General features: G+C 41.0%; 14 protein-coding genes and 1 riboswitch. Of the genes, 1 reads left to right on the forward strand and 13 read right to left on the reverse strand.

The window, feature by feature from the left end:
* Positions 1 to 35: 35 nt before the first annotated feature.
* Positions 36 to 213, reverse strand: a riboswitch (Lysine riboswitch).
* A 61-nt stretch (positions 214 to 274) separates the two neighbouring features.
* The 13 genes from uvrC to zapA all read right to left on the reverse strand — a co-directional run bounded on the left by uvrC (position 275) and on the right by zapA (position 15,173).
* Positions 275 to 2,047 carry an excinuclease ABC subunit UvrC gene (gene uvrC / locus ACIQCE_RS10935; RefSeq protein ID WP_400495034.1) on the reverse strand — a complete coding sequence of 591 codons (1,773 nt, stop codon included), beginning with the start codon at positions 2,045 to 2,047 and terminating at the stop codon, positions 275 to 277.
* A gap of 171 nt (positions 2,048 to 2,218) precedes the next feature.
* Entirely contained in the window at positions 2,219 to 2,533 is a 315-nt protein-coding gene (gene trxA / locus ACIQCE_RS10940) for a thioredoxin (protein WP_353855007.1), read from the reverse strand.
* Between the two features lie 244 nt (positions 2,534 to 2,777).
* Positions 2,778 to 4,259, reverse strand: a complete 1,482-nt coding sequence (locus ACIQCE_RS10945) for an alpha-N-arabinofuranosidase (protein ID WP_400495035.1) — start codon at positions 4,257 to 4,259, stop codon at positions 2,778 to 2,780.
* A gap of 74 nt (positions 4,260 to 4,333) precedes the next feature.
* Entirely contained in the window at positions 4,334 to 5,311 is a 978-nt protein-coding gene (locus tag ACIQCE_RS10950) for an electron transfer flavoprotein subunit alpha/FixB family protein (RefSeq protein WP_400495036.1), read from the reverse strand.
* 45 nt (positions 5,312 to 5,356) lie between these two features.
* A complete protein-coding gene (locus tag ACIQCE_RS10955) occupies positions 5,357 to 6,130 on the reverse strand; it encodes an electron transfer flavoprotein subunit beta/FixA family protein (RefSeq protein ID WP_400495037.1) in 774 nt (257 codons plus the stop codon).
* 31 nt (positions 6,131 to 6,161) lie between these two features.
* Positions 6,162 to 6,941, reverse strand: coding sequence for an enoyl-CoA hydratase (locus ACIQCE_RS10960; RefSeq protein WP_400495038.1), 780 nt, complete (start codon positions 6,939 to 6,941; stop codon positions 6,162 to 6,164).
* Between the two features lie 26 nt (positions 6,942 to 6,967).
* A complete protein-coding gene (locus ACIQCE_RS10965) occupies positions 6,968 to 7,552 on the reverse strand; it encodes a fatty acid metabolism transcriptional regulator FadR (RefSeq protein ID WP_400495039.1) in 585 nt (194 codons plus the stop codon).
* Positions 7,553 to 7,717: 165 nt separating this feature from the next.
* A complete protein-coding gene (locus ACIQCE_RS10970; protein WP_400495040.1) occupies positions 7,718 to 9,436 on the reverse strand; it encodes an AMP-binding protein in 1,719 nt (572 codons plus the stop codon).
* A gap of 312 nt (positions 9,437 to 9,748) precedes the next feature.
* Entirely contained in the window at positions 9,749 to 10,153 is a 405-nt protein-coding gene (locus ACIQCE_RS10975; RefSeq protein WP_353855001.1) for a DUF350 domain-containing protein, read from the reverse strand.
* Positions 10,154 to 10,167: 14 nt separating this feature from the next.
* Positions 10,168 to 12,525, reverse strand: a complete 2,358-nt coding sequence (locus ACIQCE_RS10980; protein WP_400495181.1) for an endonuclease MutS2 — start codon at positions 12,523 to 12,525, stop codon at positions 10,168 to 10,170.
* Positions 12,526 to 12,546: 21 nt separating this feature from the next.
* Positions 12,547 to 14,259, reverse strand: a complete 1,713-nt coding sequence (gene polX / locus ACIQCE_RS10985; RefSeq protein ID WP_400495041.1) for a DNA polymerase/3'-5' exonuclease PolX — start codon at positions 14,257 to 14,259, stop codon at positions 12,547 to 12,549.
* Between the two features lie 115 nt (positions 14,260 to 14,374).
* Positions 14,375 to 14,908, reverse strand: coding sequence for a CvpA family protein (locus tag ACIQCE_RS10990; RefSeq protein ID WP_400495042.1), 534 nt, complete (start codon positions 14,906 to 14,908; stop codon positions 14,375 to 14,377).
* A gap of 7 nt (positions 14,909 to 14,915) precedes the next feature.
* Complete coding sequence (gene zapA, locus ACIQCE_RS10995; RefSeq protein ID WP_353854999.1) at positions 14,916 to 15,173, reverse strand: cell division protein ZapA; 258 nt, start codon at positions 15,171 to 15,173, stop codon at positions 14,916 to 14,918.
* Positions 15,174 to 15,306: 133 nt separating this feature from the next.
* Here zapA and rnhC point away from each other — a divergent pair, with 133 nt between their 5' ends.
* Complete coding sequence (rnhC, locus tag ACIQCE_RS11000; RefSeq protein WP_400495043.1) at positions 15,307 to 16,233, forward strand: ribonuclease HIII; 927 nt, start codon at positions 15,307 to 15,309, stop codon at positions 16,231 to 16,233.
* The last annotated feature ends 24 nt before the right edge of the window (positions 16,234 to 16,257 follow it).

A 16,257-nucleotide genomic window follows, 5' to 3' on the forward strand; every position in this document is an offset into this window, starting at 1 on the left:
ATTGCTTTAAATAATCATCAAAAGATGCGTAAAAACAATGAGATAGCTCTCCAAGAAAAAGATTCTTGACAGCTCTACATTTCTTCAATGTAAAGCCAGCAAATAAAATGAGTGGATTTTATTCACTTCGGCGACGCTCCCCTTTCAGCCCTCTTCCTAGATCCCATCGACCTCTGAAGGCTTACTCTTGAAGTTCGCACCTCTATCTTCACCAAACAACACGTACATTTATTCAATTAGTCACATCTTAACAGACTTTTGGAAAAAGTACAATCTATTTTTTTAATGCCTCTGCTAAAAGTTCCGCTGTTTGTTTCGGAATACCAATCTCTTGAAACTCTTGAACAGAAGCTTCTTTCATCTTTTTCACAGAGCCGAAATGCTTGAGTAACTGTTTTTTACGTTTTTCTCCGATACCCGGTATATCATCTAAAATGGATTGAAATGCATTTTTTCCTCGCAATTGCCGGTGAAAGCTAATGGCAAATCGGTGTACTTCATCTTGGATACGCTGCAATAAATAGAAGGCCTGACTGTTTCGTTCTAGTGCAACAATTTCAAGTGTATCTCCCATCATGAGATTTGACGTACGATGTTTCTCATCTTTCACAAGCCCTGCAACCGGAATGGACAGATTCAGCTCATTTTCCAGCACGTCTATGGCAGCGTTGATCTGCCCTTTTCCGCCGTCTATTAAAATCAAATCTGGCAGCGGCAATTGATCCTTTAACACACGTGAGTAACGTCTTCTGATCACTTCACGCATGGAAGCATAATCATCCGGTCCAGCAACTGTTTTTATTTTGTATTTGCGATATTCCTTCTTATATGGCTTCCCATCCTGAAAGACAACCATGGCTGAAACAGGGTCTGCCCCTTGAATATTTGAGTTATCGAATGCCTCAATCCGATATGGCATGTAAATATTCAGGGCATCTCCAAGCTGCTTGACAGCACCAATCGTCCGTTCTTCATCACGCTCAATGAGTGAGAATTTTTCCTTGAGGGCGATTTTTGCATTTTTGTGTGCAAGCAAAAGCAAATCCTTTTTCTTTCCCTTTTTCGGCTGATGAACAGATGTCTCAAGCAATTGTTCGATCATCACTTGGTCCACGCTGTCTGGCACCAAAATTTCCTTCGGTAGAAAATGATTATTCTTTGCATAAAACTGTCCCATAAATGTTAAAAATTCTTCCTCTGGATCTTGATACATTGGGAACAGACTAACATCACGTTCAATCAATTTCCCCTGTCTGATAAAGAAAACTTGAACGCACATCCATCCCTTATCATAGGCATAGGCAAATACATCTCGATCTGATAGGTCACTCATCGTCATTTTCTGCTTTTCCATCGTTGAGTCGATATGAGCGATTTGATCTCTCAATTCTTTTGCACGCTCAAACTCTAAATTTTCAGCAGCTTCTTGCATCTTTTCAGTTAATTCTTTTTTTATTTGCTGATGGCCTCCGTTTAGAAATCTTGAGATTTCATCAACTAGCTGCTTATTGGTTTCTTCAGAAATGTCATACACACAAGGTGCGAGACATTGACCAAGATGATAATAAAGGCACACACGGTCGGGTAATGTCGCACATTTTCTCAACGGATACAAGCGATCTAGCAACTTTTTTGTTTCCCTTGCTGCCTGAACATTTGGATAGGGACCATAATAGCGACCCTTATCCTTTTTTACATTGCGGGTAACGATCAGCTTAGGATGGCGTTCATTTGTAATTTTGATAAAAGGATACGTCTTATCATCCTTTAGCATCACATTATATTTCGGATCGTACTTCTTAATTAAATTCAGCTCTAATATAAGTGCCTCAATATTAGAAGAAGTCACAATATATTCGAAGTCTTCGATTTCACTAACGAGCCGTTGCGTTTTGGCATCATGTGACCCAGTAAAATAAGAGCGCACCCGATTTTTTAATACTTTTGCTTTCCCAACATAAATGACTGTATTTTGTCTATCTTTCATTAAGTAACAGCCCGGTTGATCAGGCAAAACTGACAGCTTTTCTTTGATCAGTTTATTCATATTTTCATCCGTCCTTGTTTTCCTCTTTCACTCCTTCTAGTGTATCACGAACGTTTGTTTTATACCATATTGAAAGAAAAGCGGCTCCTCGTCTATCGAGAACCGCTTTTAATCATCCTGATGTAAAAAATGCCGATAAAATCAACATTGATTTTATCGGCATTGGTCTGTTTAAAGATGTTTGTTGACAAGCTCAGCAAGCGCTTCTTTCGGTTTAAAACCAACAGAAGTTTCCACAACTTCTCCGTCTTTTAATACAAGAAGTGTCGGGATGCTCATGACGCCATATTTACCAGCTGTTTCTTGGTTTTCGTCTACATCAATTTTGACAATTTTCATTTTATCGCCCATTTCTTGATCAAGCTCTTCAAGAACTGGAGCAATCATTTTACAAGGTCCGCACCATGGAGCCCAAAAGTCTGCAAGAACGACACCTTCTGCAGTTTCTTGTGAAAATGTTGCGTCAGTAGCTTTTACGATTGCCATTATTCATTCCTCCAATGTAAATTATGCTTTTTAGTATAGCATCTACCAATGTGACTTGCGAATGAAATGCTTACGCCTCGTTTATCATCAAATAGGATTAAAAAACAAATCGAATAATCGCACCGATGACAACAATTGCACCGATAATGATGAGAATCGTTCTAAGCATATGAATTAACTCCCTTTCAGCTTCATTTATAGATTATCATGCCCCAACATTCTTTCCATCAAACATGTGAATATGTCATGGGGTCATGTGGAGTGTCAACATCACAACTGACATTGGGGGGAGATCAATTGTCATTTCCCCAGACGTAACAGAGAATTGCTGGAATTCTGCCGGTTCAACTGTATGAGGGGCATGAAATGTGTTGTGCGCATTCATCCGATCTGCTGTCAGAATTTTTCCGAATGCTTTTGTCTCCGAATTGATCCCATCTATATCAAGCGAAAGTGTTGCTCTCTCATGAGGGTTGAGATGACAAAAACTAATGTTCAGTTCATGAGACGAACGTGAGGCAGAAACGCTGACCTGTGGAATGTTTTCGCCATGACGTTCGTAGGGTGTTGAAACAAAATCCACTTCAAGCGCTTCTCCTTCTTGATGTACTTGAAACATGTCAAATACATGATAAGTAGGTGTAAGAACCATCTGTTCATCCTTCGTTAGCACCATTGCTTGAAGGACATTAATCGTCTGTGCAATGTTTGCCATATGAATTCGTTGACAATGGCGGTGAAATATATGGAAATGCAGCGCACAGACAAGGGCGTCTCTCATTGTGTTTTGTTGATACAAAAATCCTGGATTTGTCCCTGGCTCTGGGTCATACCATGTCCCCCATTCATCAATGATCATCCCAATTCGTTTTTGAGGATCATACTGATCCATGATTTTCCCATGCGCAATGATCATCTCTTCCATCCCATAGGCTTTTTTCAGCGTTGTGAACCACTCATCCTCATTAAACTCAGTTGCAGACCCTTTCTTCTCCCATGTACCTGGCACGGTATAATAATGTAAACTGAGTCCATCCATAAATGATGCAGCCCGCTCCATTAAAACTTTTGTCCAGTTCACGTCATTTGAGTTTGCCCCACAAGCTATTTTGTAAATACGATTCCCAGCGAAATGTCTGACATATGTTTGATAGCGCTTATATATGTCTGCATAGTATTCAGGCGTCATATTCCCGCCGCAGCCCCAGCTTTCATTGCCGACCCCAAAGTATGTCAGTTTCCATGGTTCTCGTTTTCCATTTTGAATACGCCAATCGGCCATCGGAGTTCCTTTAGGAAATGTGATGTATTCCACCCATTCAGCTAATTCTTGAACAGACCCGCTGCCAACATTCCCGCAAATATAAGGCTCACATTCAAGCAGCTCGCACAATCTCATAAATTCATGCGTACCAAACTCGTTCGATTCAACTGTACCTCCCCAATGAGTATTCACCATTGGCTTTCGTTCACTTAGATCACCTACTCCATTTGCCCAGTGATACTCATCAGCAAAACAGCCGCCCGGCCACCTAAGCACTGGGATATGTAATTTTTTAAGTGCCCTTAGCACATCTGTTCGAATTCCATCTATATTTGAAATAGATGAGTCTTCTCCTACCCAAATACCATCATAAATTCCTCTTCCCAAATGCTCTTGAAAGTGTCCATAAATATATTTAGAAATTCGTCCGATCACTTCGTTGATTTTCACAGACCCTTTCATCTTTCAACCTCTCCTTTTTCATTTGATGACATACAAAAAAATCAGAATGCATGGGCATTCTGATTTTATGAGAGTTATGAGTGGATATTCATCTTTTTTAACTCTTCATTCAAAAGCGGAACCACTTCAAACAGATCACCAACAATTCCGTAATCTGCAATTTTGAAAATTTCAGCTTCTGGGTCTTTGTTGATGGCGACAATGACTTTACTATTAGACATTCCGGCTAAATGCTGGATTGCTCCAGAAATCCCGCAAGCAATATAGAGATCAGGCGTTACAACCTTGCCTGTTTGACCAATTTGCAGCGCATAATCACAGTAGTCTGCATCACAAGCGCCGCGCGAGGCACCGACTGCTGCACCTAAAGTTTGAGCAAGCTCTTTCAGTGGTTCAAAACCTTCCTTGCTCTTGACACCGCGCCCTCCAGCGACAATAATCTTTGCTTCAGATAAATCCACACCTTCTGACGTTTTTTTGATCACGTCTTTGACGATCGTTCGCAGGTTTTGGATATCAGCAGATACTGCTGTGACTTCTCCGCTCCTTGACGCATCTCGCTCAAACGGTGGGATATTGTTTGGACGGATTGTTGCCATGAGCAGACGATCTGTCGAAATGACTTTTTCAAAAGCTTTTCCTGAATAAATCGGTCTTGTGAATACAAGATGCTCTCCGGTAACGCTTACATCTATTGCATCTGAAATCAAGCCCGTTTGCAGACGTGCAGCCACTTTCGGTGATAAGTCTTTTCCAATAGACGTATGACCAAAAAGCACTGCATCTGGATTGACTTGATCTAAAATGGCTTGAAGCGCCTGAGCGTAACCATCTGACGTATAATATGAGAGATGCGGGTGTTCAACGATCATGACATGATCTGCTCCGTAGTAAAACAGCTCTTTGGCTTGGTCTTTGACGTCATCTCCTATCAAAACACCAATCACCTCACCACCATCTGCCACTTTATGAGCCGCAGCAATCGCTTCAAATGTCACATTTCTTATTTTACCGTCACGACTTTCTCCAAGTACTATCACTTTTTTACTCATCTTCTCAAGCTCCCCCTTGTTCTCGTGATATCGTAAAGTGGATGTTTAGATGACCTTTGCTTCATTTCTCAATAGATCAGTCAGCTCCTTGACTTGATCATGAAGCTCACCGCTCAGCACCTTGCCTCCCTCTTTTTTCTCCGGTAAGAAACGTTCAATTGTTTTGATTTTATATGGTACATCATCCTCATCGAGATCTAAATCATCTAATTCCAATTCCTCTAGAGGTTTTTTCTTTGCCTTCATAATCCCTGGTAAAGATGGATAGCGAGGTTCATTGAGACCTTGCTGTGCTGTCACAACAAGCGGTAATTGTGTAGAAATCACTTCAACGTCTCCCTCTGCATCTCGTTCAATCGAAGCGGAATCACCTTCAATTTGAATACTTGTAGTGGCTGTGACATATGGAAACCCTAGTAATTCAGCAAGACGAGGGGCGACCTGTCCAGAGCCACCATCAATGGCGACATTCCCTGCCAATATCAGTGAAGCATCTTTGTCCTTTAAATAATGATAGAGAATGGTTGAGGTTGAAAATTGATCCCACTCTTCTAGGTCGTCCTCAACATTTAACAAAACGGCTTGATCGCAACCCATAGCCAGTGCCGTTCTTAGCTGTTTCTCGCTATCCTCATCACCGACTGTGACAACCGTTACTTCTCCTCCATGCTCATCTCGAAGCTGAATCGCTTCTTCTATCGCATACTCATCATAAGGATTAATAATGAACTCCGCCCCGTCTTCTTGAATAGCACCAGACTGAATGGAAATCTTCTCTTCCGTGTCAAACGTACGCTTCATCAATACAAAAATATTCATTCATTTCTCCCCCTTGTGTCGTGCTTATCAGTTATTCCCCTTTAAAATTTGGTTTACGCTTTTCAATAAAGGCTTGGATGCCTTCCTTGGCGTCATTGGATTGGAAGACCTCACCAAACTTTTTGGCTTCCAGCTTCATGCCGCCATCATATGAATACACTTTAGCTGCATTCAATAATTCGAGAACATACTCGAGTGATTTTGGGCTTTTAGCTGCAAATTTAGCTGCTAATGTTTTGGCTTTTTGAAGGGCGTCTTCCTCTGTTTCTGCAAGTTTTGAAACAAGCCCGCATGCGAGTGCTTCTTCCCCGGTAATAGGTTCAGATGTCCCCATCATTTCAAGTGCTTTAGCAGGCCCCACATAACGAGGTAGCCGCTGCGTTCCGCCGAATCCTGGAATGATGCCTAAGTTTAGTTCAGGCAGCCCGAGCTTTGCATCTTTCGTTGCGATACGGATATCACAAGACATCGCAAGCTCTAGTCCGCCGCCTAATGCTGCTCCGTGAATGGATGCAATCACAGGCTTTGGACATTGTTCAATTCGTTCAAACACTTGCTGTCCCCGGTCTGCAAGACTTGCATAATCAGACTCTTCTTGTAATGTTGTAAATTCCTTAATATCAGCACCCGCTGAGAAGAACCTGCCCTCTCCGTGTATCACAATGGCTCTTACTTCAGTATTTTGTTCGAGTTGGTCAAACATGTCATTGAGCTCAGTAAGTAATTGAGAGGATAATGCATTTGCGGGTGGATGTTGAATCGTCAGCAACGCTATCTGTCCTTCATGTTGAAGTGTGAGTAACTTTTCCATGTAAACCATCCTTTTTCAACTTGTCTTTAAGGTTGATGTATTCCGTTTAAAAGTAGATCATGTACGTTTTCTGCAAGTGCAGTCAGATCATATTTCTGGTCGTTCATCACCCATGTTGTAGCGGTTTCATCAATCGTACCAAAAACCATTTGTCTGGCTAGGCGGACATCAAGCTCTTGCTTGAATTCCCCTGTTTTCTTCCCCTCTGTTAAAATCGCATCGAGCATATTTAAATACCCTTTCAGCACTTCATTGATTTTTTGTCGCAGCTCAAGGTTTGATTGCCTGAGTTCAAGCTGTGTCACAAGTGCTAAATGATGATCCTGTGCCAGCAGGCGAAAATGCTCCTGAATGAGCAGAAGAAGCTTTTCTTTAGCAGATGATTTTTGTTGAATATCCGTTTCCATCCGCTCGATGAATTGTCCCATTTTTTCTTTAAATAATGAAATGAGAATATCCTCTTTATTTTTGAAATAGAGATAAATCGTTCCGTCTGCTACCCCTGCTTGTTTGGCAATCTTTGAAACTTGTGACTGATGATAGCCGTTCTCTGCAATCACAACGACTGCTGCATCAATAATTTGCATGTACTTCGGTCTTTTCTGCTTCAATGTGCTTCGTTCCTTTCTAAATTGAATGAGTATTCATTCATAACTTTATGTTAAAAAGAAACGAGTGATTTGTCAAGTCATGTTCTTCTTTCTTTTGAATCTTCATCATACCAGAGAAGACGGATACAATTCAATTCATCCGGTCGATTGACCGGATGATGTAAGTTATGTTTCAGGTTGATCGACAGGTACTTCAGAAGAAGACGACCATTTTCTTTTTTCTTCTTCAATTAATACTCTGCGCAATATTTTCCCTACTGCCGTTTTAGGCAGTGATTCCTTGAATTCGTATACACGCGGCACTTTAAATGATGCAATTCTTGTGCGAACAAATCGATCAAGCTCATCTTCTGTTAAATACGCATCCTTTTTCGGGACAACAAATGCTTTCACCGTTTCTCCTCGATATGGATCTGGAATACCTGCAACCACGACTTCCTGAACAAGCTCATGTTCATAAAGTGCTTCTTCGACCTCTCTTGGATAGATATTATAGCCGCTAGCTATGATGACATCTTTTTTTCGGTCTACTATATAGAAAAAACCATCTTCATCCATATAACCAATATCTCCAGTGAAAAACCATCCGTCCCTTAAAACAGTAGCTGTCTCCTCTGGCTGATTCCAATACCCCTTCATCACCTGTGGACCTTTAACAATGATTTCTCCATGTTCATATGGGTTTTTGAGTCCTCCGGTTTCTTCACAGTAAATACCTGCATCTGTATTTGGCCAAGGACAGCCAATGCTTCCTGTTTTGTTTGTTCCCCATAAGAAGTTAGCATGTGTTACTGGCGAGGTTTCTGAAAGACCATATCCCTCTACTAAACGCCCTCCTGTCAATTGTTCAAAGCTTTGTTTGACTTCTACAGGAAGAGCTGCCGAGCCGCTTAAACAGGCAGTGATCGACGACAAATCATATTTTTCAATACTTGGATGATTGAGAAGAGCGATATACATGGTTGGTGCTCCTGGAAACAAGGTCGGTTTTTTCCTTTCAATTATTTTGAGTGTGTCAGAAACATCAAAGCGTGGAAGAAGTATCATTTGATGCCCTTCTTTGACAGCAAGGTTCAATACGGTTGTCATCCCGTACACATGAAAAAACGGAATGATTCCAAGAATTCGCTCTTTTCCTCTGCTTGTTTTATACATCCATGCTGCACACATTTCTGTATTGGCTAAAATGTTCTCGTGTGTAAGCATGACACCTTTAGGTAATCCGGTTGTTCCACCTGTATATTGCAAAACAGCAACATCCTCTTTCGGGTTAAAGGACATCTGCGGAATCGAGTCTCCTAACGAATCTTTCAACACCTCAGAAAAATGGTGAGTGGTTTCATTTCTCTCTACTTGGATGACCATTTTGTTTTTTCTTTTTTGAACAATTGGGAAAAGGACATTTTTCGGAAATGGCAAGTAATCTTGTAGTTTTGTGATGATCAGATGTTCAACACTTGTCAGCGCTTTCATTTTATAGGCCTTTGGATATAAAAAATCTAGCGTAATCAGTACCTTTGAGCCACTGTCTTGCATTTGATACTCCAGTTCTTTTTCGGTGTAAAGCGGGTTTGTTTGAACGACAATGCCGCCTGCCATCAAAACAGCGTAATAAGAAATAACAGATTGAGGGCAATTTGGAAGCATAATAGCGACTCGGTCGCTTTTCTTCACACCAATTCGAATTAAATGATTGGCCAGTTTTAAAGATTCCTCCTGTAACTGCCCATAGGTGATGTTTTTTCCTAAGAAATGAATGGCCGTATGATCAGGCGCCACCTCTGCAGAGTGGAATAAGTAAGATTGTAACGTTGCATTTGGGATTGTGAGTTCGTGGGGAATTTGATTCGGGTAATGCAGAAGCCATCGTTTATCTGACTGCATGAAAACCCTCCTTCCTGAACTTTCGTACTATCTTATTATAGCAAACTTTTCAATGAGGCAGTTTGCTTTTTTCATATTGAGCCTGGTCCATTCTCACGCCGTCATTTCTTCACAGTTCAAAACCGAAAAGACATCTCTATATAAGATTCATGCATATCCTCTCGGCAGATGAGATAAAAGCTGCCAGATTAACCCTGACAGCTTTCTAAAACGCATTCATCATTTTTACAGGAACATATAAATGGCACCAATCACCGCAAAAGTGCAGGCAACTACGATTAATACTTTTGCTAGTTTTTCCATGTCGTCTCCTTAAATGCCGGCTGCTACAACATAGGACAGCCCGACTGAAATAATGAGTGAAATAAACCCAACCGCTCTATTATCATTCTCAATCTCTTTGTCTACTTTAAATCTTGGTGTTAAAAATTCAAAAATGAAGTAGCTGACTAGCAACATAATAAAGCCGTAAACGCCCCATCCAACCATTTGAAGAAGAGAGTTATGCTGTGCGATGGAATGCTGAAACACATTCGCAATTCCAAAAATTTTCCCGCCTGTCGCCATGGCAACAGCTAAGTTCCCTCGCTGAATTTCTTCCCAGTTTTTATAGGAGGTGACGAGTTCAAAAACGGTTAGAAATAAGACAATACATAGGACTGCCACACTATAATAAGCGGCAATTTCCACAAGTTCATTTTCCCAAAAGGCCTTCATGCGTTATCTCCTTTTTACTTTAATTCGACGATGGTAACGCCTAATCCTCCCTCGCCTTGTTCTCCAAAACGAGCATTTTTCACACTTCGGTGCTGTTTCAATAATTCTTGAACACCTTTTCGCAGGGCTCCAGTTCCTTTACCATGAATAATGGACACGCGCGGATAACCTGCTAATACAGCATCATCTAAATATTTCTCTACTCTGCTTAACGCATTTTCATAACGCTCTCCTCTTAAATCAAGTTCAAGCGATACATGATAATCTTTCCCTTTGACAGCCGTAATGGCTTTCTCTTGTTTAAATTCTGGAGCCGATTTGATAAACTCCAAGTCATTTTCTTTTACTTTCATTTTCAGAATGCCCATTTGGACACTCCACTCTTTGTCACCCGTTTTTTCAAGCAAGGTTCCTTTTTGTCCAAACGTGAGCACTTTCACTTCATCACCGGGTTTTAATTGTCTCGCGTTTTTCTTTACTGTTTCTGCTTTTTTCTTCCGATCAAATTCAGGAACAGCTTCTTCTAGACGCTTTCTCGCATCGATGAGTTCATGTTCTTTGAACGAGCGGTGCTCACTTTGAATAGACCGTAGCTCATGAATGATATCTTCTGCTTCTTTCACCGCTTGTTCAATTTTTTCCTTTGCTGTCTGTTCCGCTTCTTCTAGCAGCTTGTCCTTTTTCTCATTCCATTCAAGGATTTGCTTTTGCAGCTCCTTGTGCAGTTTTTCCGCTTCTTTTCTATAGGATTCTGTCTCTTTCAACTCTTCTTCAGCTTGCTTTTTGCTATCTTCTAATGAGGCAATCATTTGATCCACTTCGTTATGCTCTGCATGTATATCCGCTTTTGCTCTGTCAATAAGGTGAGCAGGCAAACCGAGTCGTTTGGAAATTTCAAAAGCGTTACTCCGCCCTGGGACACCAATGAGCAAACGGTACGTTGGTGATAACGTTTCGATATCAAACTCTACACTCGCATTTGTCACACCTTCTCGGTTATATCCGTATGCTTTCAGCTCAGGGTAGTGAGTGGTCGCAATCACGCGAGCATTTGTTTGATGAACTTCATCTAATATACTCATTGCAAGTGCAGCACCTTCAGCAGGATCTGTCCCTGCGCCTAGTTCGTCAAATAAAACAAGTGAATTCGAGGTCATATTCTTTAAAATGTCCACAATATTGACCATATGAGAAGAGAAAGTACTCAAGCTTTGTTCAATGGATTGCTCGTCTCCAATATCGGCGAATACTTGGTCAAAAACAGCCACTTCCGATCCTTCTTCAACCGGAATATGAAGACCCGCCTGCGTCATGAGTGTGAGAAGTCCCAGTGTTTTTAACGTGACCGTTTTCCCACCTGTATTTGGTCCTGTGATCACGATGGTCGAGAAATCCTTCCCAAGCTCAATGTCATTTGCCACCACTTGATCTCGGGGTAAAAGGGGATGTCTCGCCCGTTTTAAATAAATCTCCCCTTGATCGTTCACAGAAGGCTTCGTTGCTTTTTCCGCCTTTGCATACTTTGCTTTTGCAAAGATAAAGTCTAATGTCTGAAGTTCCTTTACATTATGAAGTAGTTCATCAATATGCTCGGAAACGCTCTCTGTCAGCATTTGCAGTATTCTTTCGATTTCTTGCTTTTCTTTTAGGCGGGTTTGCTGCAATGTATTGTTCAAATCCACCACGACCTGAGGCTCAATAAAAAGTGTCGCCCCAGAAGAGGATTGGTCATGAACAATCCCACCATAATTCGAGCGATACTCTTGCTTGACAGGGATAACAAAGCGATCATTTCGAATCGTCACAATTGTATCTGACAACATTTTTGAAGCAGATTGTGAACGAATCATAGATTCTAATTGATCACGCACCTTTGATTCTAAAGAGCGTAATTGTGTGCGTAGCGCGCGTAACGCTGGGGTCGCATGATCAAGCACTTCCCCATTATCACCAATAGAACTCTCGATTTCTTTTCTTAATTCAGGCAGTAAAATTAATGTCTCTGCATATGTATGAAGGCGTGGTATATCGACACCATCTTCATACATGGATAAGAGAAAGTGCTTCATGTTTTTCACAGCATATAATAGTCCTGCGATCTCCATTAGCTCAGAGGGACTTAATGTACTGCCAATTTCTGCCCGTTTGACTCCTCGTCTAATATCTGTTAAACCGCCAAAAGGCGCAGACCCTTTTAAACGAATCACGTCTTGTGCTTCTGCCACCTCTTCCAGCAGATGCTTTATGGTTTCAATATCTGTGAGCGGGGTTAAGTCCTGTACCCGCTCTTTCCCTAGGGTGGATGCAGCATATGACATCACTTTTTCTTTTACTTTATGAAATTCTAATGATGCTAACACTTTTTGTTGCAGCATTGTACAGCCTCCTAACGACTACCTGTCACGCGTTAAAAACTTTTTCATCTCTTTGAGTGAAAATGTGTTCACGACATTTGCTTTTGGTGTCCAACCTTTTCTCGCAGCTGTGACACCGATTTCCATATGATCTAGCATGGCGATGTTGTGTGCATCTGTATTGATCATAATGTTCACACCTGCTTCATTCGCTTTCATTAAATGCTCTGTTTTCAAATCAAGTCTTGACGGATGACTGTTTAGCTCTAATGCTGTTCCCGTTTGCTTGGCAAGTTCAATAAGCTGATCAATATTCAAGGCATAGCCATCTCGCCTTCCAATCAAACGCCCAGTTGGATGCGCAATTACATCCACATGCTGATTTTGAAGCGCAGTCTCAAGACGTTTCATTATCACTTCCTCCGGCTGTGAAAAGCTAGAATGAATGGAAGCAATGACAAAATCCATTTCAGCTAAAAATTCATCATCATAATCTAATGATCCATCCGGCAGAATATCCATTTCGACCCCTTTGAAAATGTGAAAATGCTCAAATTCCTGATTGAGCTTGTCAATTTCTTTTGCTTGAAGCCGCAGTCGTTCTTTAGTTAATCCGTTTGCTACTTTTAAATATTGCGAGTGATCTGTAATTGCCATGTATTCGTAGCCTCTAGCGATACATGCTTCTGCCATTTCACGAATAGAGAACGCCCCGTCACTCCAAGTTGAGTGCATATGAAGGTCACCTTTTATATCTTGTAGTTCAATAAATTGCATACTTTCTTTATACGAATCAATCTCCGCTCCGGTTTCACGAATTTCTGGCGGAATCAGCGGAAGTTGAAAATGTGCATAAAAAGCAGTTTCGTCTTTAAATGTTTTTATTTCTCCAGTTTCAATTGTTTCTACACCGTATTCGCTAATGCGCTCACCGCGTTCTTTTGCAATTTGCCTCATTCTGATGTTATGATCCTTCGATCCAGTGAAATGATGTAACGTTGTGGCAAATTGCTCTGATGTCACAAGACGGAAATCCACACTAATCTCAAAATCTAGTGCAAGAATAACGGATACTTTCGTATCTCCGCTTGCAATGATGTCTTTCACATCATTTAGTGCAACGAGTTGCTCTCTTACCTGTTCAGGGTGTTCCGTTGCAATGATGTAATCTAAGTCCTTCACTGTTTCGCACGCACGTCTTAAACTGCCTGCTCTAGAAAAGCGGATAATTCCTTTCATGTGTTCAAGCGCATGATCAATACGCTCTGCTACATCTAAAGCAAAACCGATCGGCAAACGTTCTGGTTGCTTACCTGCTTCCTCGAGCGCTGTGAGGATTTTTTCCTCTGTTTTTTTACCAAAGCCAGCTAATGATTGGACTTTCTCCGTTTCACACGCTTCTTTTAAAGATTGAGCATCATGTACACCAAGTTCTTGGTAAAGCTTTGCGATCTTTTTCCCGCCCAATCCTGGCAGTTTTAATAATGGAATCAGTCCTTCAGGCACTTCCTTTTTTAATTGTTCAAGTGTCTCTGATCGTCCTTTTTCAATATACTCAGTGATCACGGCATAAGTTCCTTTGCCGATTCCAGGTAATGTTAATAGATTATCTATTTGAGAAAGGCTACGGTCATCTTGTTCAAGCGCCGCTGCTGCTTTGCGAAAGGCCGATACTTTGAAAGGGTTATCTCCTTTTAATTCCATATAAACTGCAATTGTTTCAAGAAGTTTGATAATATCTTTTTTATTCATCATCTCATCCTCCAGCCACTTTGGCATCTTCCTTTATAAATATATAAACTTTTCCTTCATCCGACAACTTCAAGTCATGGAATGAGAAAAAACTTCTCCAAGAAAGGAGAAGTTTTTAAGCTCCATACGTCGTCCATAAGTCTTTCACAAGACTGGACAGATAAGGGGTGTTGCCTACGATCACATCTGCTAATACTGATTTGCTTATCATCGTTTGCAGCGCATCGACTGGAAGTAATGCAGTGACAAACAATAGAATAAACACAAATAAATACGTTTCAAGAAATCCTAAAACAGCGCCAAGCAGTTTGTTTACCTGTTTAATCACAGGTATACTTGCAATGGTTGTGAGCAGTCCGCCAATGATGGCGAGCAGGATTTTTGTCAAGATAAACAGAATGATAAACGCAATAGTATTATAATAAGCTGTTTCTAAATTCCCACTAATGAAAGCAAGCTGCGCTTGACCTCCGCTAAAATGAGGTGATGGAATCCACGTAAGCTGTGGCGCAAGTGACTGATAAAGCATAGAAGCCACTAAAATAGAAACAACAAAGCTAATCAATTTAATAAATTGAAGAATAAACCCGCGTTTTAGACCGACAAGCGTTCCCATAAGAAGCAAAAACAAAATGATGATATCGATCACGGTGATTTCATTCCTTTTCTTTAAGCTGAAGCTCGAGTTTTTCGTATTGCTCTTTTAATTTCAAATAGTCGTGGACGACATTGACTGCTGTCAGTACAGCTAATTTGTTTATATCAAGATATGGGTTTTTTTCATTTATTTCTCTCATTTTATCATCAACAATTGAAGCAACATGTCGCATATGCATCTTCGTCTCTTGACCGATGATTGTATAGGACTGTCCGTAAATCTCAACTGTTGTTTTCGTTTTACCGCCGTCAGACAACGTTTCTCCTCCATTCCACGAGAATCCTAGTCTCTATCATAACATGTTTAGACATTGAATGGAAAGACGAGCCCTTCCCTGTTATGGTACACTTTAGAAATCAATAATATCAAGGAAAAAGGAGTTATCCACTGTGCCCCAATCCGTCTTAAAAGCAACTTCAGAAGACATGAAGAAGATAAAGAGCGTGTATGCTCACCATTTGACTGACAACTTGCCAAGAGGCGCACTATTTCAAGCAAAGGTTCCAGGCTGTACGATTACAGCCTATCAATCAGGAAAAGTCCTGTTTCAAGGACAAAAAGCAGAAGCTGAAGCAGGTCACTTCAGCCACTTAAAGAAAGCTGATGGAAAAAGTAAAAAAACACCTGTCGTGACCAAATATACACCTCCTGCCAACATCGCTTCAATGTCGGTTATCGGCTCAGACGAGGTAGGCACTGGTGATTATTTTGGACCAATTACTGTCTGTGCAGCATATGTTGATTCAAGTCAGCTTGCGCTTATGAAAGAGCTTGGCGTCAAAGACTCTAAAGGTCTAAAAGATTCGCACATTATCAATATCGCCAAAGATCTCATAAAAACCATCCCGTTCAGCCTGCTTGTCCTTCACAATGAAAAGTACAATACAATGCAGGAAAAGGGCATGAGCCAAGGAAAAATGAAGGCCCTGCTTCATAACCAAGTCATCACCTCTGTTCTTGACAAGCTGGATGGCAGAAAACCAGAAGCCATTTTAATTGATCAATTTGCGGAACCCAGCATTTATTTCAAGCATCTTACAGGGAGAAAGATTATTAAAGACCGCACATACTTCAGCACAAAAGCGGAAGGGATTCATTTATCTGTTGCTGCTGCTTCAATTATCGCAAGGTATGCCTTTTTAATAGAGATGGATAAATTATCAAAAGCAGCCGGCTTTGACATCCCAAAAGGAGCAGGTCCTCATGTAGACAAGGCGGCTGCAAAACTGATCAAACTCCATGGCGAAGACGCTTTACGACAATTTACAAAACTGCATTTTGCTAACACACAAAAAGCAAAAAAATTATTGCATTAAAAAAAGGGGCTGCGGCACATGAGG

The organism is Bacillus sp. NPDC093026 (assembly GCF_044754665.1).
Lineage (GTDB): Bacteria > Bacillota > Bacilli > Bacillales > Bacillaceae > Bacillus > Bacillus maqinnsis.